Annotated in this window: 16 protein-coding genes and 1 pseudogene; 10 read left to right on the forward strand and 7 right to left on the reverse strand. The window is 52.4% G+C overall.

Annotated elements, in window-relative coordinates; genetic code table 11:
• Nucleotides 1–34: 34 nt before the first annotated feature.
• Both FDX01_RS00440 and FDX01_RS00445 read left to right on the forward strand, forming a co-directional pair.
• Nucleotides 35–886 (forward strand): annotated as a pseudogene (locus tag FDX01_RS00440) (tryptophanase); the annotation flags it as partial.
• A gap of 189 nt (nt 887–1,075) precedes the next feature.
• Nucleotides 1,076–2,341 carry an aromatic amino acid transporter gene (locus tag FDX01_RS00445; RefSeq protein WP_096758451.1) on the forward strand — a complete coding sequence of 422 codons (1,266 nt, stop codon included), beginning with the start codon at nt 1,076–1,078 and terminating at the stop codon, nt 2,339–2,341.
• Between the two features lie 472 nt (nt 2,342–2,813).
• Here the strand turns inward: FDX01_RS00445 and FDX01_RS00450 are convergent, their stop codons facing one another.
• Nucleotides 2,814–4,367, reverse strand: coding sequence for an L-lactate permease (locus tag FDX01_RS00450; protein WP_137399034.1), 1,554 nt, complete (start codon nt 4,365–4,367; stop codon nt 2,814–2,816).
• A gap of 432 nt (nt 4,368–4,799) precedes the next feature.
• Between FDX01_RS00450 and dld the strand changes: the two genes are divergently transcribed.
• The 6 genes from dld (at nt 4,800) to FDX01_RS00480 (ending at nt 11,587) form a co-directional block, all read left to right on the forward strand.
• Entirely contained in the window at nt 4,800–6,497 is a 1,698-nt protein-coding gene (dld, locus tag FDX01_RS00455; RefSeq protein ID WP_096758449.1) for a D-lactate dehydrogenase, read from the forward strand.
• Nucleotides 6,498–6,627: 130 nt separating this feature from the next.
• On the forward strand, nt 6,628–7,347 hold the full coding sequence (locus FDX01_RS00460) for a (Fe-S)-binding protein (protein WP_064186363.1): 720 nt from the start codon (nt 6,628–6,630) through the stop codon (nt 7,345–7,347).
• Nucleotides 7,348–7,357: 10 nt separating this feature from the next.
• A complete protein-coding gene (locus FDX01_RS00465) occupies nt 7,358–8,785 on the forward strand; it encodes a LutB/LldF family L-lactate oxidation iron-sulfur protein (protein WP_072663053.1) in 1,428 nt (475 codons plus the stop codon).
• On the forward strand, nt 8,778–9,473 hold the full coding sequence (locus FDX01_RS00470) for a lactate utilization protein C (RefSeq protein WP_137399035.1): 696 nt from the start codon (nt 8,778–8,780) through the stop codon (nt 9,471–9,473). The genes FDX01_RS00465 and FDX01_RS00470 overlap by 8 nt, the downstream gene beginning before the upstream one ends.
• 715 nt (nt 9,474–10,188) lie before the next feature.
• Entirely contained in the window at nt 10,189–10,389 is a 201-nt protein-coding gene (locus tag FDX01_RS00475) for a hypothetical protein (RefSeq protein WP_096758446.1), read from the forward strand.
• Nucleotides 10,390–10,579: 190 nt separating this feature from the next.
• Complete coding sequence (locus FDX01_RS00480; protein ID WP_137399036.1) at nt 10,580–11,587, forward strand: porin; 1,008 nt, start codon at nt 10,580–10,582, stop codon at nt 11,585–11,587.
• Nucleotides 11,588–11,650: 63 nt separating this feature from the next.
• On the opposite strand, the gene FDX01_RS00485 is transcribed toward FDX01_RS00480, so the two are convergent.
• From FDX01_RS00485 to FDX01_RS00505, 5 genes are all read right to left on the reverse strand, one after another.
• Nucleotides 11,651–12,052, reverse strand: a complete 402-nt coding sequence (locus tag FDX01_RS00485) for a hypothetical protein (RefSeq protein WP_137399037.1) — start codon at nt 12,050–12,052, stop codon at nt 11,651–11,653.
• A gap of 192 nt (nt 12,053–12,244) precedes the next feature.
• Nucleotides 12,245–13,432: an MFS transporter gene (locus FDX01_RS00490; RefSeq protein ID WP_137399038.1), complete on the reverse strand. Its 1,188-nt coding sequence runs from the start codon at nt 13,430–13,432 to the stop codon at nt 12,245–12,247.
• A gap of 88 nt (nt 13,433–13,520) precedes the next feature.
• Nucleotides 13,521–13,760 carry a DUF2164 domain-containing protein gene (locus FDX01_RS00495; protein ID WP_115259550.1) on the reverse strand — a complete coding sequence of 80 codons (240 nt, stop codon included), beginning with the start codon at nt 13,758–13,760 and terminating at the stop codon, nt 13,521–13,523.
• 9 nt (nt 13,761–13,769) lie between these two features.
• Entirely contained in the window at nt 13,770–15,050 is a 1,281-nt protein-coding gene (locus tag FDX01_RS00500; RefSeq protein WP_115259549.1) for a DUF445 domain-containing protein, read from the reverse strand.
• A 75-nt stretch (nt 15,051–15,125) separates the two neighbouring features.
• Nucleotides 15,126–16,052: a LysR family transcriptional regulator gene (locus tag FDX01_RS00505; protein WP_115259548.1), complete on the reverse strand. Its 927-nt coding sequence runs from the start codon at nt 16,050–16,052 to the stop codon at nt 15,126–15,128.
• A gap of 224 nt (nt 16,053–16,276) precedes the next feature.
• Here FDX01_RS00505 and FDX01_RS00510 point away from each other — a divergent pair, with 224 nt between their 5' ends.
• Together FDX01_RS00510 and metC are read left to right on the forward strand one after the other, a co-directional pair.
• A complete protein-coding gene (locus FDX01_RS00510) occupies nt 16,277–17,509 on the forward strand; it encodes a dicarboxylate/amino acid:cation symporter (protein ID WP_115259547.1) in 1,233 nt (410 codons plus the stop codon).
• A 32-nt stretch (nt 17,510–17,541) separates the two neighbouring features.
• Nucleotides 17,542–18,732, forward strand: a complete 1,191-nt coding sequence (metC, locus tag FDX01_RS00515) for a cystathionine beta-lyase (RefSeq protein WP_137399039.1) — start codon at nt 17,542–17,544, stop codon at nt 18,730–18,732.
• An 81-nt stretch (nt 18,733–18,813) separates the two neighbouring features.
• On the opposite strand, the gene mdtM is transcribed toward metC, so the two are convergent.
• Nucleotides 18,814–20,055 carry a multidrug efflux MFS transporter MdtM gene (gene mdtM / locus FDX01_RS00520; protein WP_137399040.1) on the reverse strand — a complete coding sequence of 414 codons (1,242 nt, stop codon included), beginning with the start codon at nt 20,053–20,055 and terminating at the stop codon, nt 18,814–18,816.
• Nucleotides 20,056–20,226 lie beyond the last annotated feature (171 nt).

A 20,226-nucleotide genomic window follows, 5' to 3' on the forward strand; every position in this document is an offset into this window, starting at 1 on the left:
CATACACTAAATCAGTAAGTTGGCAGCATCACCGAATATTGCGTATATCTGCCTGGCGGTGACGGTTAACCTCGCGGGCGGGCAGCCGGTCTCGATGGCTAACATGCGTGCGGTGCGCGAACTGACGGAAGCTCACGGCATTAAAGTGTTCTACGATGCCACCCGCTGCGTAGAAAACGCCTACTTTATCAAAGAGCAAGAGCAGGGTTTTGAGGACAAGAGCATCGCCGCGATCGTCCATGAAATGTTCAGCTATGCCGACGGTTGTACCATGAGTGGTAAAAAAGACTGTCTGGTGAACATCGGCGGCTTCCTGTGCATGAACGACGACGAAATGTTCTCTTCTGCCAAAGAGTTAGTGGTGGTCTATGAAGGCATGCCATCCTACGGCGGTCTGGCCGGACGCGACATGGAAGCGATGGCGATTGGCCTGCGCGAAGCCATGCAGTATGAGTACATCGAGCACCGCGTGAAGCAAGTTCGCTACCTCGGCGACAAGCTGAAAGCTGCCGGTGTGCCGATTGTTGAGCCAGTGGGCGGACACGCGGTATTCCTCGATGCGCGTCGCTTCTGCGAACATCTGACCCAGGACGAGTTCCCGGCGCAGAGTCTGGCAGCCAGCATTTATGTCGAGACCGGCGTGCGCAGTATGGAGCGCGGTATTATCTCTGCGGGCCGTAATAATGCCACCGGTGAGCACCACAGACCAAAACTGGAAACAGTACGCCTGACTATTCCACGCCGCGTGTATACCTATGCGCATATGGATGTAGTGGCAGACGGCATCATTAAACTTTACCAGCATAAAGAAGATATTCGCGGGTTGAAGTTTATTTACGAGCCGAAGCAGTTGCGCTTCTTTACCGCACGCTTTGACTATATTTAAATGTTATTCAGGCCCCATCTTGTGATGGGGCTTTTTTGTATTCCTTTTCCATGAACAGGAAGCCTTTGCGGTGCCCGTTACCGCAATATAACGAAAAAATTGCAAACCCTGACTCCGACATTTTTATTATCCGCATGATGTACAAATGACAGCTGTAATTATAACGAATAGTCTACAGGAACATTTATCATGGATATTAATGCCATTGAGCGACAGAGTAGTACCCCCGGACTGATTAGCGGAACCATGTTGGTTATCGCAACCGTCGTGGGCGGTGGAATGTTTTCCCTGCCGATTGCGATGGCCGGCGTATGGTTTCCCGGCGCCTCTGTCATTCTGCTTTTTGTTGCCATCATGATGTTATTAACCGGCCTGATGCTGGTTGAAGTTAACCTGCATTACGGCGCAGGTGCCAGTTTTAATACCTTTACTCAGGATTTATTAGGCCAGAAGTGGAATATCGTGGTCGGTATCGCGTTTGGCTTTGTGTTGTATATTCTGACCTACGCCTATATCTCCGGGTCATCGGCGGTGATGGCGCAAACTGTGTTCAAATACAGCGGCGTGCGCTTTCCGGCGAATGTCTCGGTGGTGATTGTCAGTATGCTGGTCGGGGCGATTGCCTGGTACAGTTCGCTGCTGGTCGGACGCATCACCACTATTTTGATCATCGGTAAGTTTATCGCGTTCTTTGCCACATTCTCCGGGCTGGTCGGCCATATTGAAGTGGCGAAACTGGTCGACAGCGTCGCGGTGGCGATCCCAGGGTCGCAGTACCTGCCGTATATCCTGATGACGCTGCCGTTCTGTATTATCTCATTTGGTTTTCATGGCAACGTGCCGAGCCTGGTCAAACTGTACGGTAAGAGTGGGATCCCGCATATTACGCGTTCGATAATCATCGGTACGCTGTTTGCTCTGCTGCTGTATGTCTTCTGGCTGGGCGTGACGATGGGCAACATCAGCCGTTCGGAATTCCCGCCGATTATCGCTAAAGGCGGCAATATCGACGTGTTTGTCGAGGCCATCAGCGGGCTGTTTACCAGCCGCTATATGGATCTGATCCTGACCTTCTTCGGCAACTTTGCGGTAGCCAGTTCCCTGCTGGCGGCAACCCTCGGCCTGTTTGACTATATCGCTGACCTGTTTCACTTCCCGGATAATGGCGTCGGTCGTCTGAAAACTGCGCTGGTAACCTACTTCCCACCGGCTGCTGTGTGCTTTTTCTTCCCGAATGGTTTTGTTCATGCGATTGGCTATGCCGGTCTGGCCTTCACCATCTGGAGCGTGATCCTGCCACCGTTCCTGGTAAAAGCGGCGCGTAAGCGTTTCCCTACGGCCAGCTACACTGCACCCTGCAATAACACGGTGCTTAACCTGGTGATCGTCTGCGGGGCGGTTGTCTATCTGACGGTGGTGCTGGACGTGTTTGGCCTGCTGCCTACGTTCCGGTAACGGGAGGCGCTATGTTTCTGACATTGCTACGGTTTCAGCATCCGCTGGTTTATCGCTTTGCGTGGCTGCGTTTACGGGTGGTGGTGTTAAGAACGTGCGGAATGCGTAAGAGAAAGGGGTGAGTGTTTTACTCTGTTGTAGCAGCCGGATGCGGCGCTTGCGCCTTATCCGGCCTACAAATGTGCGTGAAACGTAGGCCTGATAAGCGAAGCGCCATCAGGCATAAGTGCCAGGCATTACACGCGGAAGTAGCGTGGTGGGATCAACGCAGAAAAGGCGTCGAACTTCTTCACCATCTTTTTCCAGAACAACATAACAACAATCCTCTCTTTGAAATATCGGCGCTATTTTAGTCAGCGCCGACAAATCGTAAAGCCAGCCGCGGCGTTCTCCTGACCGGGTGGCTGTAAACCTTTTTGTTCACTGTCTTGTCAAACACGCTTGCCAGAATATGGCTGGGGTTGACAATGCGTTACGCCATAAACCAGTAGTAAAAGAGGCCGACCTTTAAGCCGAGGATCACGATGTAGGCGCAGCAGTATTTCATGGTGCCAGACATAATCTGGTTCGCCTGGCCTTCCATTTTGGTGGCGGAAACCGCAATGGCGATGCTCTGCGGGGAGATCATTTTCCCGCCCGTCGCGCCGGAGGTGTTGGCCGCCGCCAGCCAGTTAGGGTCAATATTCAACTTGCTGGCAGCAATGGTTTGCAGTTTACCAAACAGAATATTCGAGTTGGTGTCGCTGCCGGTGACAAACGTACCCAGCGCGCCAATAACCGGGGCGAGAAAGACATACGAGCCGCCGGTCAGGTCAACAATCGACTGAGCCAGCGTGGCGATAATACCGCTGAGATCCATCACCGTGGCCAGCGCAACAATCGCCATAATGGCGACGATCGAATTCTTCAACTGGAAAATGGTTTTGACAAACACTTCCAGCATCCCGCGCGCCGAAGCCCCCTGGATAAAACCGCCGATCAGGGTCGCAAAGATGATCAGCATCCCCGGCGTGGTGACCCACTCGATTTTCAGCGCCAGCGTTTTACCGTCGGCGAGGGTGAAATGCAGCACCGAAGCCAGCTGTGATGCTGCCGCTTTTATCGCCGGGAACAGCGGCGAGCACAGCAGAATAAAGATAAAAATAAACAGGTAGATGGAGCCGACCCGGAACAGCACCTTCGCCGAGCGCGGTGTGGTTTCCCGGGTATGGCTGGTTTCAATGCGCCATTCGGGGGCGGTTTTGCCGTTGCGCAGTCGACCAAGAATGGCGACGGCAAACAGGCTGACCAGGCTGCCGGCAAATGCAGGGAGTTCTGCGCCAAGGTGGATAGCGACAAAATACTGCGGCACCAGCGTGGTAATACCGCAAATTAGTGTGATGAAGAACACGCCGCGAATCGCCTTCAGGCCACCGCCGATAATACAAATAATCACAAACGGCAGCAGAATATTAAACAGCGCCAGCTGCATAATAATGGTTCCGCCGAGGGTGAAAACCGGCAGGTTAACCTGTTCAGCGAGAATTGAAACCGGAATACCCACCGCGCCGAATGCCGTCGGCACGGTATTGGCGACGAGTGAGGCGATGGCCGCTTTGAGCGGATTGAATCCCAGTGCGATCAGGATGCCAATAGGAATGGCAACCGCGGTGCCGTAGCCAGCGGCGGCCTCAAGAAATCCGCCAAAACACCACGAAATAAGCAGTACCTGGATGCGTTTATCTTCACTAATACTGGCGAGAATATCGCGCAGAATATCCAGCGCTTTGGTGGCCTGCATCACGTTATAACTGAATATCGCACCGAGGATCACAATCACAATCGGCCATAACCCTTTGAGGGCACCATAGCCCACGGAGGCTTTCAAATTCTGTAACGGCATATCCCAGAATATCGCCGACAGCGCGATGGTAAAGGCCAGCGTAATCAAGACTGAATAATGAATCGGTATTTTTAATTTTAGTATTAAAAATACCATAAGCAGCAAAGGAGAGAGGGCTAAAACAAACATAATATATTCGTTCATTACTATTCCTGATGGGTTTATTAAACCTTATTTGTATTTATGGCGGGGAACTTACATGGCTGGATAAATAAAATATGCAAACTGAATCGCTTCAGTGGATAAAGTAATTATGATTAATGGTTTTGTAACTATTGTAAGCTTTTAATTGAGGAATAATGCTCTGTAAATATCTTTGGGCGCAAAATGGGTACCTATAAATAGTTATATAATGGTCTGTGTAATAATGATAGGGACGGGCGGGTAAGTCGTTTTAAACGGTTTTTTGATTTCTGATAATTGTGGTTTTCAATATAAAAATGTGAGCGAGGCCGAAAGAAATAAACCAGGGTATTGCATGTAAGTAATGATTGGGGGATTATTTTGTTTTGTCATACAAATGAATGTATCGCCATTTTCGATTGCCCTGATATAAGGAGCGGAGAGCCGCCCTCCATGAAAAACACTGATAATAAATCCTTTTTGACTGCACTTACCCAACGGGTTGGCCCCGCCTACGTCCTTACCGATCCGTCCAAAACGGCGCGTTATCGCAAGGGCTTCCGCTCGGGTCAGGGCGAGGCGCTGGCGGTGGTGATCCCCGGCTCTCTGCTTGAACTGTGGCAGGTACTCAAGGCCTGCGTGGAGGCCGATAAAATCATTCTGATGCAGGCCTCAAATACCGGCCTGACGGAAGGTTCCACGCCGAACGGCAAGGGCTACGATCGCGACATCGTTATCATCAGCACGCTGCGCCTCGACAGTCTGCATGTGCTGGATGAGGGCAAGCAGGTGCTGGCGTATCCGGGTACCACGCTGTATTCGCTGGAGAAGGCGCTGAAGCCGTTTGGCCGCGAGCCGCATTCGGTGATTGGCTCCTCCTGCATTGGTGCGTCGGTGATTGGCGGTATCTGTAATAACTCCGGCGGTGCATTGGTTCAGCGTGGCCCGGCGTACACCGAGATGTCACTGTTTGCCCGCGTGGATGAACAGGGACAGCTACAACTGGTTAATCATCTGGGTATCGAACTGGGCGAGACGCCGGAACAGATCCTCGCCCGCCTGGATAACAACGCGATTGCGCGTGCTGACGTCAGTCATGACGGGCGTCACGCGCACGACCACGATTACGTGACCCGCGTCAGAGACGTTGATGCCGACACCCCGGCGCGTTACAACGCCGACCCGGATCGCCTGTTCGAATCCTCAGGCTGCGCGGGGAAACTGGCGGTGTTTGCCGTGCGTCTGGACACCTTTGAAGCTGAGAAGAATCAGCAGGTGTTCTACATTGGTACCAATCAGACCTCGGTGTTGACGGACATACGCCGCCATATGCTGGCGACGTTTACACACTTACCGGTCGCCGGTGAGTATATGCATCGTGATATCTATGATGTTGCAGAGAAATACAGCAAAGACACCTTCCTGATGATCGACAAACTCGGCACCGACAAAATGCCGTTTTTCTTTAATCTGAAGGGGCGCACCGAGGCCATGCTGGAGAAGGTGAAGATTTTCCGCCCGCACTTTACCGACCGCGCAATGCAGACATTCAGTCATTTTTTCCCGAGCCATCTCCCGCCACGCATGAAAACCTGGCGTGACAACTACGAGCATCATCTGATGCTGAAAATGGCAGGGGACGGCATCGGCGAAGCGCAGGCGTGGTTAACCGAGTACTTTAAAACGGCAGACGGAGATTTCTTTGCCTGTACCCCGGAAGAGGGCAGCAAGGCGTTTCTGCACCGCTTTGCTGCAGCGGGAGCCGCCATTCGCTATCAGGCCGTTCATTCTGATGAGGTTGAGGATATTCTTGCGCTGGATATTGCGCTACGCCGCAATGATACCGAGTGGTATGAACATCTGCCGGCTGAAATTGACAGTCAGCTGGTGCATAAACTTTATTATGGCCACTTTATGTGCCATGTGTTCCATCAGGATTATATCGTTAAAAAAGGCGTTGATGCGCACGCGTTAAAAGAACAGATGCTCGAACTGTTGCGCCAACGCGGGGCGCAATATCCGGCAGAACATAATGTTGGCCACCTTTATAAAGCGCCTGAAAATCTGGCGCGGTTTTATCAGGAAAATGACCCGACCAACAGCATGAACCCGGGCATTGGTAAAACCAGTAAACGTAAAAACTGGGCCTGACGAAAAGACAATAAAACAGTAAAGGTCAGGTATCACCGTTTTATTAATGGCCAGTTTTTATTATTGAATTATTACCGGGCGGCGATGTGCCGCCGGTTTTAAAAGGCAATGAAGCAATGGGGTATTTATTGTGAATGTAAATTTCTTTGTCACCTGTATTGGTGACGCGCTGAAATCACGGATGGCACGTGATTCCGTATTGTTGCTGGAAAAGCTCGGCTGCCGCGTTAATTTCCCCGAGAAGCAGGGGTGCTGCGGTCAGCCCGCCATTAACAGTGGCTATATCAAAGAAGCCATCCCGGGGATGAAAAACATGATCGCTGCGCTGGAGGATAATGACGATCCGATTATCTCTCCGGCAGGTTCGTGCACCTATGCGGTCAAAAGCTACCCGACGTATCTGGCCGATGAACCTGCATGGGCATTGCGCGCCGAAAAGGTTGCCGCGCGTATGCAGGATCTCACCTCTTTTATTGTCAACAAACTGGGCGTCGTGGACGTCGGTGCCAGCCTGCAGGGCAGAGCGGTTTATCACCCTTCGTGCAGCCTGACTCGCAAGCTGGGCGTGAGAGAAGAGCCGCTCACGCTGTTGAAAAACGTACGCGGTCTGGAGCTGTTAACCTTTGCCGATCAGGACACCTGCTGCGGATTCGGCGGCACTTTCTCGGTCAAAATGGCCGAAATATCCGGCGAGATGGTGAAAGAGAAAGTCCTGCATCTCATGGATGCGAAACCGGAGTATTTGATTGGTGCCGACGTCAGCTGCCTGCTGAACATTGGCGGCCGACTGCAGCGTGAAGGCCAGCCGGTCAAAGTAATGCATATTGCTGAAGTGCTGATGAGCCGCTGAGGGGAAAGAGATGTCGATAAAAACCAGCGATGTAGAGTTTAAAACGCGCATTCGCCAGCAAATTGACGATCCGATTATGCGCAAAGCCGTGGCTAACGCGCAGGGGCGCATCGGCGCGAACCGGCAAAAAATGGTCGATGAGTTAGGGCACTGGGAAGAATGGCGCGACCGTGCCAGCCAGATCCGCGACCACGTTCTGAGTAACCTCGACGCCTACCTGTATCAACTCTCCGAGAAAGTGACGGAAAACGGCGGTCAGGTGTTTTTCGCGAAGACCAAGGAAGAGGCTACCCGCTACATTTTGCAGGTCGCAAAAGCGAAAAACGCGAAGAAGGTGGTGAAATCCAAGTCGATGGTGACCGAAGAGATCGGCGTTAACCACGTGCTGCAGGATGCCGGTATTCAGGTGATCGAAACCGATCTGGGCGAATATATTCTCCAGTTAGATCAGGATCCGCCTTCGCATGTGGTGGTCCCGGCTATCCATAAAGATCGCTATCAGATCCGTCGCGTGCTGCATGAGCAGATGGGCTATGACGGTCCGGAAACGCCGGAAGCGATGACCTTGTTCATCCGCCAGAAGATCCGCGAGGATTTCCTCAGCGCTGAAATTGGCATTACCGGCTGTAACTTCGCGGTGGCGGAGACCGGCTCGGTTTGTCTGGTCACCAACGAAGGTAACGCGCGGATGTGTACCACGTTACCGAAAACGCACATTGCGGTGATGGGCATGGAGCGCATCGCGCCGACGTTTGCCGACGTGGACGTGCTGATCACTATGCTGGCACGCAGTGCGGTGGGCGCTCGTCTGACGGGCTATAACACCTGGCTTACCGGGCCGCGCGAGGCGGATAACGTCGACGGGCCGGAAGAGTTTCACCTGGTGATTGTGGATAACGGTCGCTCGCAGGTGCTGGGTTCTGAGTTTCGCGATGTGCTGCGCTGCATCCGCTGTGGAGCCTGTATGAACACCTGCCCGGCGTATCGCCATATTGGCGGGCACGGCTACGGCTCTATTTATCCAGGGCCTATCGGGGCGGTGATCTCTCCGCTGCTCGGCGGCTATAAAGATTTTAAAGACCTGCCTTACGCCTGTTCACTGTGCACGGCCTGCGACAGCGTTTGTCCGGTACAGATCCCGCTGTCAAAACTGATCCTGCGCCATCGCCGGGTAATGGCCGAGGAAGGGATTACCCCGAAAGCGGAACGTCGCGCGATCAAAATGTTCGCTTATGCCAACAGCCATCCAGGGTTGTGGAAGGTCGGCATGATGGCCGGTGCCCACGCGGCGAGCTGGTTTATCAATGGCGGTAAAACGCCGCTCAAGGTTGGCGCGATTGGCGACTGGATGGAAGCGCGCGATCTTCCTGATGCTGACGGAGAGAGTTTCCGTAGCTGGTTTAAGAAACATCAGGCGCAGGAGAAAAAGAATGGATAACCGTACCGCGTTTTTAAACACCGTTGCCCAGGCGCTGGGCCGTCCGCTGCGGCGGGAACTGCAGGCCGAAGCCGCGCCGGTGAACAACTATGCGAACGAGCGGCTGACCGAACTCAGCCCGCAGCAGCGCTGCGATGCGTTTGTGCAGTTTGCCAGCGAGGTGATGCTGGCGCAGTGCGAACTGACCCATGAGGCGCAGGCCCCTGAGGCGGCGTTACGTCTGTGCCAACAGCTGGGGCAGCAGCCGGTGGTGGTTAGCGGCGACAGTCGGCTGGCAGAACTGGGGATAACCGAGCGTTTGCAGCGAGAGTGTAATGCTGTGGTCTGGGATCCGGTGCGTGGAGCCGAGAATATTGTTCAGGCCGAGCAGGCGAAAGTTGGCGTGGTGTATGCCGAGTATGGCCTGACGGATTCCGGGGGCGTGGTGCTGTTTTCCGCTCCGGAGCGCGGGCGTTCAATCAGCCTGTTGCCCGAGTCCTCTATTTTCGTGCTGCGTAAAAGCAGCATCCTGCCGCGTGTGGCGCAACTGGCGCAGGTTCTGCATCAGAAAGCGCAGGCCGGTGAGCGTATGCCGTCGTGCATTAACATCATCAGCGGGCCCAGCTCAACGGCGGATATTGAGCTTATCAAAGTGGTCGGGGTGCATGGTCCGGTGAAGGCGGTGTATCTGATTATTGAAGATTGTTGAGATTCGTGAATAAGACCGCTCTGGCGTTGTAGCCCAGAGCGGGATGACATTCCGCACTCTGCGGACTCTCCTTTCGCAAGGGATCGCCTGAAAATGGCGTCCTGGTCCGCGCTTTCCTCTGCGGTTTAACGTTCCTGCACCTGTTTTTTCTGCTGATAAAATCGGCGTATAACATTGTTTCCAGTTACCGCAAGTGGCGATTTTTACGCCGTTACGCGGCTGGTAAAATTGATTTAAATCAATTTAAATCGACTTATTTTTAAAAGCGAAAGAATGCAATGTTTACTAAAATTTTACCTTTCCGTGCTTATTTTTCGACAACGCAGGCGACAACGCAGTGAGAATCAACGCGATTTACGCAGCGGATAGCACCGAAAATCAACGCAAAAAGGCATATAAAAACAGGGGTTTTAGGTAAAAGTAGACATTAAACACGTTATGTAACCTATTGGCTGGAATGATGTTTTGATGGCACATTGTTAGCCACGCGGTAGACGTCTTTTTTTTAATCTAATGAGTCACAATGAATGTGCGTAAAGTAAAAATTACACATTATTCTACAATCAAGTTATCTTTCATTTGAAATAGCGTTCCACTTTTAAGTGGTTTATTAACAGTTTCATTACTATTGTGCATTTTTTTTGCCGTTGACATGTTTTTACACTGGATGCATATTTCATCGCCATAAGCGTATTATTGCGTTCAGGAGATGACAATGCCTTCTCGAGATTATCCCGATAGTCGAAAAGCCAGAGGTACCCGCTCGAAAGATATGGTTCTTTTAAGTGCGCGTGTCGATACCTCTTTGTGGGAATACGTTCGCACGCTGGCATTTGAAACACGAAAAAGCAAACAAGATATTATTGCTGAAGCATTAATGCTACATCGCTCTATTAATGAGAGTGACTCTCAGTAATACATGCTATCACGCTCTATCTGGGTTTTATTTATATTCCCAATAATGATATATGCCTTGCTACGTCCTTAATAATTTTACTGGTGTGTTATTTGTTTTCCCCTTGTTCAATAGGGGGCTTTTTTATGTTGGCGCGCTGCCCGCATAACAAAGTTGATAGCAAAATTCACAATTAAAAGTGAGTAAAAAAATGAAAAAGACAGCAGTGGCATTAGCCGTGATGGCATTAGGGGTAACGTCCGTTCATGCAGCGGAAATTCATAACAAAGATGGCAATAAACTGGATTTGTACGGCAAAGTTAAAGCAGTACATACCTGGACTGACGGCACCGACGCCGACGGTACTTATGCGCGTCTGGGTTTTCGTGGTGAGACACAAATTAACGATCAGCTGACCGGTTATGGCCACTTTGAAAGTCAGTTTGATGCCGCTGGAGCAGAAGGTTCTCAGGATGGTATTAAAACACGTCTCGCGTTTGCTGGCCTGGATTACGGTCACGACGTTAGCTTTGACTACGGTCGTAACTACGGTGTCGCTTATGACGTGGGATCTTACACTGACGTTCTTTCAGAGTTCGGCGGTGATTCCTATGAAAATACTGACTGCTTCCTTACTACACGCACTTCTGGCGTTGCAACACTCCGTACCAAAAATCTGTTTGGTGCCGTTGATGGTGTAAACCTGGCGGCGCAATACCAGGGTCAGGATGATACCGATGCGGACCCGGCTAAACAGCACGGCAATGGCTACGGCTTCTCTCTGGGTTATGACAACATCGCGGACTCTGGCGTGTCTGCCATCGCGGCTTACTCTACCAGCGCGGTAACTGCTGAGCAGAAACAGCAGGGCTGGGAAGGTGATAACGCTGAATTCTGGGGTGCGGGCCTGAAGTATGATGCCAATGCTGTCTATGTGGCGACGATGTACGGTGAATCCCACAACCTGATCCAGAATGCCAACAAAGCGCAGCACTTTGAAGCGATGGCGGCCTATGTGTTTGATTTTGGTCTGCGTCCGAACGTGGCTTATGTCCACTCACGTGACACTGACAACACTGACCTGACCGAGTACGTGGCGCTGGGTACCGATTACTACTTCAACAAAAACATCGTGGCCGATGTGGGTTACAAGTTTAACCTGCTCAATGGCCAGGACGGTGACAACGAAGTTGTTGCTGGCCTGACCTACCAGTTCTAAGTTTTTGTTATGTCATGAAAAAGGCGTCTCTAGTCAGACGCCTTTTTTACATTGCTTTTCCTGTCAGACTGGCTGCTGTGGGTTGCCACGCACTTCGCTAAATAACCACTTCCAGATCCCCACTTTTACCCATGCCACCACGCAGAAAATGAGATAAAAAAGTGGTTTATGCGTAATCGAAACGCGCATTACTTCCATCAGATCTACATGTAAATTTCCGGCGATGGCCATATTAATGACGAATATAGAGGCAATGGTACTGGCCAGCAAAATAAGAATCGCTTTGATGGTGCCTATCTCTGGCCACTTTCCGGCAGCCCACTGCCAGAGAAAAATCGTGGTGAGTACAAATATAATAAACAGCCCTGCGGCCCCGAAAAAGCCGAAGTCTTTATAATCCTTCATGGTGCTAAATAAGCTGATGATAATAATTAACCCAAGTATGATTTTTTTAAACCACGACATGTACTGTTCCTGAATATGCTGTTGATGTTGTATGGATATGTCCATTTTTACTCATTTTATGTTTATTCTACAAATGAGTTAAGACGGATTATAAAGTGTCTGGAGAATGAATTATTGGTTATTTGTGGATTATGAAATGTTGATATTTAATTGCGGAGTAATCCGAATTTAAGATTTTCTAGAGGGGGGTGCTTATACTTCTTTAGGTGTAAGAGAACGCTGTTTATAGCATTGTACTGCACTAATCAGTGCAGCAAAAAATAGTGCCGCTGCACCACACAGCGTAGCGTTGATAATGGCGACAGCACCGCTTCCCAGCAGGCTGGTTAATAGCGGCCCGAGAATTTGCCCAATGCCGTACGTCAGCGTCACCAGTCCCAATAGGTTAATGTTTCGCGGCACGCTGAGTTGGCGGGCGAGCGGCATCACCAGTGAGGTGGTTCCCATAAAGGTTGCGCCAAAACCGATACTGCTGAGAACCAGCAGGAACAACGAGTCGCTGGCAAGTGTTAACACCACACAGGCGCTTTGGGTCAGCAGATTGGCTGTCAGGCATTGCAGGACTCCCCAACGTTTCGCCGCCCATAGCCAGCCGAAACACCCCGGAATGATTGCGATGCCAACCAGCGACCACAGGTGTACGGTCAGCAGTGGCGAACCGGCATTTTTCGCCATCAGCGGCAGGTAAGTGGCGACAATGATGTAGCCAAAACCGGCCAGCCCGTAAAGCAACGCCAGCAGCCACCATGACATCGGTTGATGCGCGGATTTTGCCAGTGGTACGGCGGGCAGCACGCGGTCACGAGAGGGGAGCAGCACGACCAGCAGCAGAAGGAGTAAGCCAGAAAGGACTCCGGCACCCAGCCACAGCGTGTGCGATGACAGCGCAAAGCGTAAACCAGCGATGACATACTCATTACCGAGAAAAATGCCGGTCCCGACACCGGAGAACAGGGCCGCAATCACAAACGGATGACGGGTATGCTGCAGAACCACCATCGAACCAAAGATCATCATACCTGCACTGGCGACACCTGCCAGAAAGCGGATCGCCATCATCAGTGCGGGCTGGGTAAAAAACGCCATCGCCAGGATAAGTCCGGTGGTCGCGAGCGCAGACGCTAATAGCATCGGACGCAGGCGTGAGGGCTGGTGGAACAAACCGAAGGAAAACAGCAGGCTGCCTGCCAGATACCCGGCGTAGTTGGCGCTGGCAATCCACGAGAGTTGGCTAAAGGTAAACTGACCTTCAGTCAGCAGCACCGGCAGCATTGGCGTATACAGAAAGCGGCCAATCCCCATGCCCAGCGTCAAGACCAGCAGGCCAAACAGCGCGATGCGGATGGAATGATGATTTGAACCAGGACTTCCCTGCGGCATGCAGACGCTCACTTCACGCTGTTATGTGGATATTTGTTATATTACATATGCAAATGATAATTTAAAGTTAAATGATGCGAGGTTACCGTCAGAGGATTTTCTTCAGGTCCATTTCTTCCTGGATCCGTTCGCTGTAGGCGATATGGGTGCGGATCGCCTCTTCAATACCGGCGTTGTAAAACGCAGGTCCCAGTTTTTCGATAATAAAATCAATAAAGAACTCGGCATCGAACTGCTCAAGGTCGAGATCGAAGTGGTCGCTGCAATACGTTTCCAGTTCGTTGCGCAGGCGATCGCGCTCCGCGGATGACAGGGTGATTTCAGCCATTTTTTCTCCTTAAAAATTCGGCAGCGTGAGCAGAGACGGTAGTTGCGACAACAGATATAACACCAGCCCGATAGAACCGCCAACCAGCGTGCCGTTGACGCGAATAAACTGCAAATCTTTGCCGATGTTGAGCTCAATTTGTTGCGACATCTCCCGTGCATCCCAGCTTTTGACCGTGTCGCTGATGTGGCGCGTCAGGAAGGTAGCGAACTCCGGTGCGACTTTTTTCGCAGCCTGCTCCAGGTGTTCATTCAGCGACGCGCGCAGAGCACCATCGGCAACCAGCGTTTCGCCAAACCACTGTCCGGCGCTGGCAATGCGTTGTTTCACGCGAGAATCATCGGCGTTAATGTCGGTTTTCACCCACTGACGCAGATCCGCCCACAACTCGCCGAGATAGCGGTTAAAGGCTTCGTCCTCTTTCAGGTAGCTTTTGAGGCTTTCTGCACGTGCGGCCATGTCAGGATCGTGTTTGAGCTTATCGATCAGGTTCAACGTGGCGCGATCGAAGGCGTGGCGGATCTGATGCGCCCGATCGTGACTGATGTCATCCAGCAGGGAGTTGACCGCATCAGAGACCAGCTCGGCGCTGTGTTCACCGAGCCATTCGGTTGGCAGGATCTTCGCTTTGAGCGGATGTTCGGTCTCCAGCCAGCGCACAATCTGCTGGGCGATAAACGCCCGCGAACTGTCGCGCTGTAGCAGGGCGATCAGCTGCGTAATCAGCGTGTCGAGCAGCACCTGGTGGCGGTTGTTTTTGGTCATGCTTTCCAGCATTAATGCGCTAGTGCCGGAGAGATCGACCTTGTCGATAGCCTTATGCACTGCGCGTTTGATCAGCCGCTGGATGCGGGCGTCGTCGGTCAGTTCGAGAAATCCGCTCATGATCTGCAGCAGATGCTGGCCGATGCGCCGGGCATTCTCTGGTTGGCTGAACCAGTTGCCAATGAGCAGCGCCGGTTCATGGCGGCGAATCAGCGCCACCAGTGACTGGGTGTCGAGGAATTTTTCCTGCACGAACTGACCCAGGTTTTCGCCGATGCGGTCTTTATTACGCGGGATAATCGCCGTATGGCGCGAGATAAACGGGATCGGTACCCGGCGAAAAAGCGCGACCACGGCGAACCAGTCCGCCAGCGCACCTACCATCGCCGCTTCGGCAATCGCTTTGATCCCGAGCACCCAGAAGTTGGGTGGCAGAAACAGCGTGATGACGAAGGTCGCGGCAGCAATCAGCAGCAGAGAGAGCGCCAGTCGCTTGGCGCGTTTGAGTTCAGCAATTTTATTCATAAACTTAAGGATAGAGCCAGACGGGGGGAACGTGCAAAAATTGTGGCACGCCTCCCATTTTTAGACTGAATGATCTTATCCTGGGATCCAGTTGTCCCACGCGGGTAACGGACCGAGTTCCGCCACCAGAAAATCGATAAACGATCGTACCTTTGGATTACTGTACTTGCTGGGAAAATACAGCGCATACAGGGCGTGGGTTTCACAGGTGATGGTGCCGTCGAGCATCAGCGGCGTGACCTCTTCTTTTTGAATATGATCGCCAATCAGATAGGTGGGTAAATACGCCACGCCCTGATCTTCTAACACCGACTTCAATAGCACCAGGCTGCTGTTGGCCTGGATCGGCATATGTAGCTTCAATTGGTGTAAACGATCCTGCTCGTCTGCCACTTTAAGTACTGGCGTGAGGCCGGGGTAAACCAGGCAATCATGATTCACCAAATCGCTGCGGCGCTGGGGCATCCCTTTTTTTGCGAGGTATCCCGGCGACGCGCAGTACGCCCAGCGGATGGGGACCAGTTTACGCATGGCGTAATTCTGCGGCGGCGCGGTGGAGATGCGCAGGGCAATGTCGAAATCGGTTTCGTTCAGATTGACGAAGTTATCGTTGAGATCGATGTACAGATTCACATCCGGGAACTGGGTGCGATATTTATCCACCAGGTTTACCAGTCGCGAATAACCAAAGGCAATGGAACAGGTGATGCGTAATTCGCCCTGCGGGCTGTGGTAATAACCGGAGGTAGTATTCAGCGTTTCATCAAACTCTGTCAGTAGCTTATTGGCGCGGTTAAATAAATATTGCCCGGCATCGGTCAGGGTAATACTGCGGGTGGTGCGTTTAATTAACGTTGTCCCCAGCGTGTCTTCCATTGCCGTCAGGCTTTTGCTTACCGCGGAAGGCGAGACGTTGAGCTGCGCGGCAGCCTCCGATAACCCTCCGCAGTCAACGATTTTGACGAAAAATTCCAAATGCTTGAGTGAAATCGGCGTACCCATAATTTCCTTTAATTCACAAGTGATTTGCAAAAACGGTACGAATAGGCCGTTACATTCGCATTTTAAACATGCAACTATTGAATCACAGGAAACAACTCGCTGGCAAAATGAAAAAATAACAGGTTAAGTGAGTTGCATCACAAAATATAAGGAGGCAGGCCTGAAACACATCAAGTTGTGAATGTAGTCTCATTAAAAATTATATAATTTAAAAGGTACCCATTATGTGGTCACGACTCGAACCCTACAGATCGTCGATTATTTTATTATTTGCTCTGGTTATTGGCGGCTTATTAGGTATTTATGCCCCGACGTTTGCCAGCACACTCCAGCCAGTCGGTCAGATATTCTTAAACCTGTTATTTATGATTATCGTGCCGCTGGTGGGGATCAGCGTCATGTCTTCTATCGCCAGTATGACCGACCTGAAAAGGCTGGGACGCATTATGGCGATTATCTTTATTGTTTCGATCGCGATGGCCTTTATTCCGGCTGCCGGGATTGTGGCGCTGGCGCTATGGTACAACCCGGCGCAGGGCGTCACTATCGATCTCTCGCAGTCCGTGCAGGCGGGCAGTGGCAAGATGGATTTTGTCAGCATGATCACCACCAATGATTTTATCGGACTGTTTTCGAAGTCCAATATTCTGGCGCTGATCGTCATGGCGATCATTGCCGGTGTGGCGATTGGGCAATCAGATCAGGCGGGGAAACGCATTGCGTCACTGCTGGAAGATGCCAATACCGTGATCATGAAGATCGTCTCTATCATTATGAAAGTGGCGCCGATTGGTCTTGGTTGCTATTTCGCTGCGACCATGGCCAGCCAGGATTCCGCGCTGCTGTTAACCTTTGCCCGCGCCATTGGCCTGTTTATGGTCGCCACGCTGGTCTACTTTGTTTTCGGCTCAATTCTCTATTCGTATATTGGCGGCGGTGTTCCGGCGGTCAGAGCCTTCTGGCGTAATGCGATTGAACCTTCCGCCACCGCGCTGGGAACCTGTTCTTCACTGGGCACGTTACCTGTCACGCTGCGCGCCGGTAAGGCGATGGGGATTAACCCGGAAATCGTCGATGTCTCTATTCCGTTATTGGTTAACCTGAATAAAGGCGGTGTGGCGATGATTGCCGCGCTGAAAATTGTCTTTATCTATTCCGTGCTCGGCATGCCGTTCACCACCGAGACCTTCTTCCTGACCATGCTGATTGCCGTGCTCTCGGCCATTATCGTCGGCGGCGTACCGGGCGGCGCGTTTCTGGGTGAGATCTTTATTGTCACCACGCTCGGGTTGCCGATGGAAGCGATCCCGATGCTGGTGGTGCTGGGTACGATTACCGATGCGCCCGCCACGCTTATCAACGTGATCCATGATTTGAACGCGGCACAAATTGTTGAGCGGTTTGCTGGAAAAAAGCAGAACGACGCTGAAATCAACGCGACCGCCGCTGCGGTATAGGTTTGCACACGGATTAAGAAACAGGAGATGTTATGAAAGACGCAATGAAGATTGAAACCCAACTGGTCGTCGCCGGACGTGACAAACGTTACACCCAGGGGGCGGTGAATCCGGTTATCCAACGCGCTTCTTCGCTGGTGTTTGATACCGTGAAGGATAAAAAATTCGCTACCGCCAATCGCGCTAACGGGGAACTGTTTTATGGTCGTCGCGGTACGTATACCCACTTCGCTTTTCAGAAGGCGATGAGCGAGCTGGAAGGCGGTGCGGGCTGTGCGCTGTACCCGTGCGGGGCCGCGGCGGTTACCAATGCGATTCTGGCGTTTGTACAAAGCGGCGATCATATCCTGATGACCGGCGCGGCCTATGAGCCAACCCAGGATTTCTGTAATAAGATCCTGAGTAAATTCAACGTGGAAACCACCTATTACGATCCGTTGATTGGCGCAGGCATTGTCGATTTTCTGCGCCCTGAGACGAAAGTGGTGTTTCTGGAATCGCCCAGTTCAATCACCATGGAAGTACAGGACGTGCCGGGAATGGTGAAGGCGATCCGCGCAGTGAACCCGGAAATCGTCATTATGATCGACAACACCTGGGCGGCGGGCGTGCTGTTTAAGGCGCTGGATTTCGGCGTGGATATTTCCATTCAGGCGGGGACGAAATACACCATTGGTCACTCGGACGGCATGCTGGGCACGGCGGTGTCCAACGCCCGCTGCTGGGATCGTCTGCGTGAGAACTCGTATCTGATGGGGCAAACGCTGGATGCCGACACGGCGTACAACGGCAGCCGCGGACTGCGCACGCTGGCGGTACGTCTGAAACAGCATCAGGAAAGCAGTATCCATATTGCCCGCTGGCTGTCGGCAAGACCGGAGGTGGCGCGGGTGAATCATCCGGCGTTACCGGAGTGTCCGGGCCATGAGTATTTTCAGCGCGACTTTGCCGGTAGCTCGGGCCTGTTCTCGTTTATCCTGAAAAAGCGCCTGACTGATGAACAGATGGCGAATTTCCTCGATAACTTCTCGCTGTTCCATATGGCCTATTCGTGGGGCGGATTCGAGTCGCTGATTCTGGCTAACCAGCCGGAGGAGCTGAATAGCATTCGCCCGGCCGGGGATGTCGACTTCAGTGGCACGCTGGTCAGGGTGCATATTGGCCTGGAAGATGTCGGTGATTTGATTGCCGATCTGGACGCCGGGTTCGCGCGTATCGCGTAATGTGATGTGATAAATGCCGGATGCGGTGCCAGCACCTTATCCGGCCTACCACGATGGCGTAGGCCGAATAAGCATGGCAGGTTAGTTTTCCGTGGCTAACGTCGTGGCCTCGTGCTGACGTACCCGCTTCAACAATCCGGCGAGCGTGAATACCACGACAATACCTGCGACAACCGCCAACAGGTGAAACGAAATCCTGCCGCCGTTAAACCACAGCCAGCGCTCAATTTCGACAGAAACCGCCATTACCGTCAGGATCACCATATTCAGCGATGCGGAGACCGTGCCCTTCGGCAGGTTGTTGGAAAACAGCGTAAAACGGAACAGCGTCGGGAAAATCATTCCGATACCAAATGCATACAGACTGGTGCCCAGCACCGACCACAGCCAGACGTGCGGCCAGAGTAAATTGCCACCAATCAGTATCGCCAGCCCGCTCAATTGGACAGGTGCCGCCCGCCAGATAAAGCGCGGCCTTGTCGGGTCCTTCACAAATCGCACCACTACCATATTGGCGACGATAACCGCCCCAAATACCGGAGCCTGCGCCCAGGCAAACTGCGAGGTGGTCATGCCGCCCGCGTCGATCAGGATCACCGGCGATACCGCCACCCAGCTCATCATCGGGATGTAGCTCAGCGACAGCGTGGCGGCCCCAAACAGGAACACTCGGTTGCGAAATACATCGCGAAAATCCCGCAGTACGCCGCGTGCGCTGAACGGCACCGAGCCGCGCTGCACCGTTTCTGGCATCGCCAACAGCAGGCCAATAAAGGCGACCAGGCCCATCGCGGCAATGATGGCAAACAGAACCTTCCAGTGGACAAAGTGCATCAGCGCTGCCCCGGAGAGCGGGCCGATGACCGGTGCCACCAGCACAATGGAGGTGATGATGGCCATCAGCTTGATGGCCTTTGTCTGGCCAAATGCCTCCTGCACCGTGACGTAGCCGACGGTGGCGATAAAGCAGATGCTGGTGCCCTGCACAACGCGTGCAATCAGAAACTGCGTCATTGAGGTGGTGAACAGTGTTGCCGCGCAGGCAAGGGTGAAGATGAGCGCGCCGGTAATTAGCACCGGTCGGCGACCAATTCGATCGGAAAGCGGACCTAACAACCACTGTAGCGCCATCCCACCCGCCAGATACAGGCTAACCGCAGCCGGTGCCAGGCTGACATCGGCGTTGAAATCCCGCACGACATTAATGATGCCGGGTTGGATCAGGTCCGTTGACAGGTAGGCGGCGAAGTCGTACAGAATCAGCGCGATGGGGAAAAACAGCGTCGTGGCGCGTTGCGAGAAAAACGCGAAAATCCGTTGCATAAAACAGCTCCTTGTCGGGAGAAAACCCTCAACGGGAATAGCGAGATCGCACCTCGGGTAGCGTCAGTTGAATGGAAAATAGACATCCGCAGTGTAATGCGAATGGGCGCGTAAGCAAACGCGTTTTTGCGGGGTGTGTTTGTAGTGGTCAACAAAAACTGGCCACAGCTT

This window comes from Citrobacter sp. wls613, assembly GCF_005281195.1.
Classification (GTDB): Bacteria; Pseudomonadota; Gammaproteobacteria; order Enterobacterales; family Enterobacteriaceae; genus Citrobacter; species Citrobacter gillenii.

Coding starts and splice junctions, on each gene's coding strand:
- FDX01_RS00445 (WP_096758451.1), top strand. CDS start 1,076: ATGGATATTAATGCCATTGAGCGACAGAGTAGTACCCCCGGACTGATT.
- FDX01_RS00450 (WP_137399034.1), bottom strand. CDS start 4,367: ATGAACGAATATATTATGTTTGTTTTAGCCCTCTCTCCTTTGCTGCTT.
- dld (WP_096758449.1), top strand. CDS start 4,800: ATGAAAAACACTGATAATAAATCCTTTTTGACTGCACTTACCCAACGG.
- FDX01_RS00465 (WP_072663053.1), top strand. CDS start 7,358: ATGTCGATAAAAACCAGCGATGTAGAGTTTAAAACGCGCATTCGCCAG.
- FDX01_RS00470 (WP_137399035.1), top strand. CDS start 8,778: ATGGATAACCGTACCGCGTTTTTAAACACCGTTGCCCAGGCGCTGGGC.
- FDX01_RS00475 (WP_096758446.1), top strand. CDS start 10,189: ATGCCTTCTCGAGATTATCCCGATAGTCGAAAAGCCAGAGGTACCCGC.
- FDX01_RS00480 (WP_137399036.1), top strand. CDS start 10,580: ATGAAAAAGACAGCAGTGGCATTAGCCGTGATGGCATTAGGGGTAACG.
- FDX01_RS00485 (WP_137399037.1), bottom strand. CDS start 12,052: ATGTCGTGGTTTAAAAAAATCATACTTGGGTTAATTATTATCATCAGC.
- FDX01_RS00490 (WP_137399038.1), bottom strand. CDS start 13,432: ATGCCGCAGGGAAGTCCTGGTTCAAATCATCATTCCATCCGCATCGCG.
- FDX01_RS00495 (WP_115259550.1), bottom strand. CDS start 13,760: ATGGCTGAAATCACCCTGTCATCCGCGGAGCGCGATCGCCTGCGCAAC.
- FDX01_RS00500 (WP_115259549.1), bottom strand. CDS start 15,050: ATGAATAAAATTGCTGAACTCAAACGCGCCAAGCGACTGGCGCTCTCT.
- FDX01_RS00505 (WP_115259548.1), bottom strand. CDS start 16,052: ATGGGTACGCCGATTTCACTCAAGCATTTGGAATTTTTCGTCAAAATC.
- FDX01_RS00510 (WP_115259547.1), top strand. CDS start 16,277: ATGTGGTCACGACTCGAACCCTACAGATCGTCGATTATTTTATTATTT.
- metC (WP_137399039.1), top strand. CDS start 17,542: ATGAAAGACGCAATGAAGATTGAAACCCAACTGGTCGTCGCCGGACGT.
- mdtM (WP_137399040.1), bottom strand. CDS start 20,055: ATGCAACGGATTTTCGCGTTTTTCTCGCAACGCGCCACGACGCTGTTT.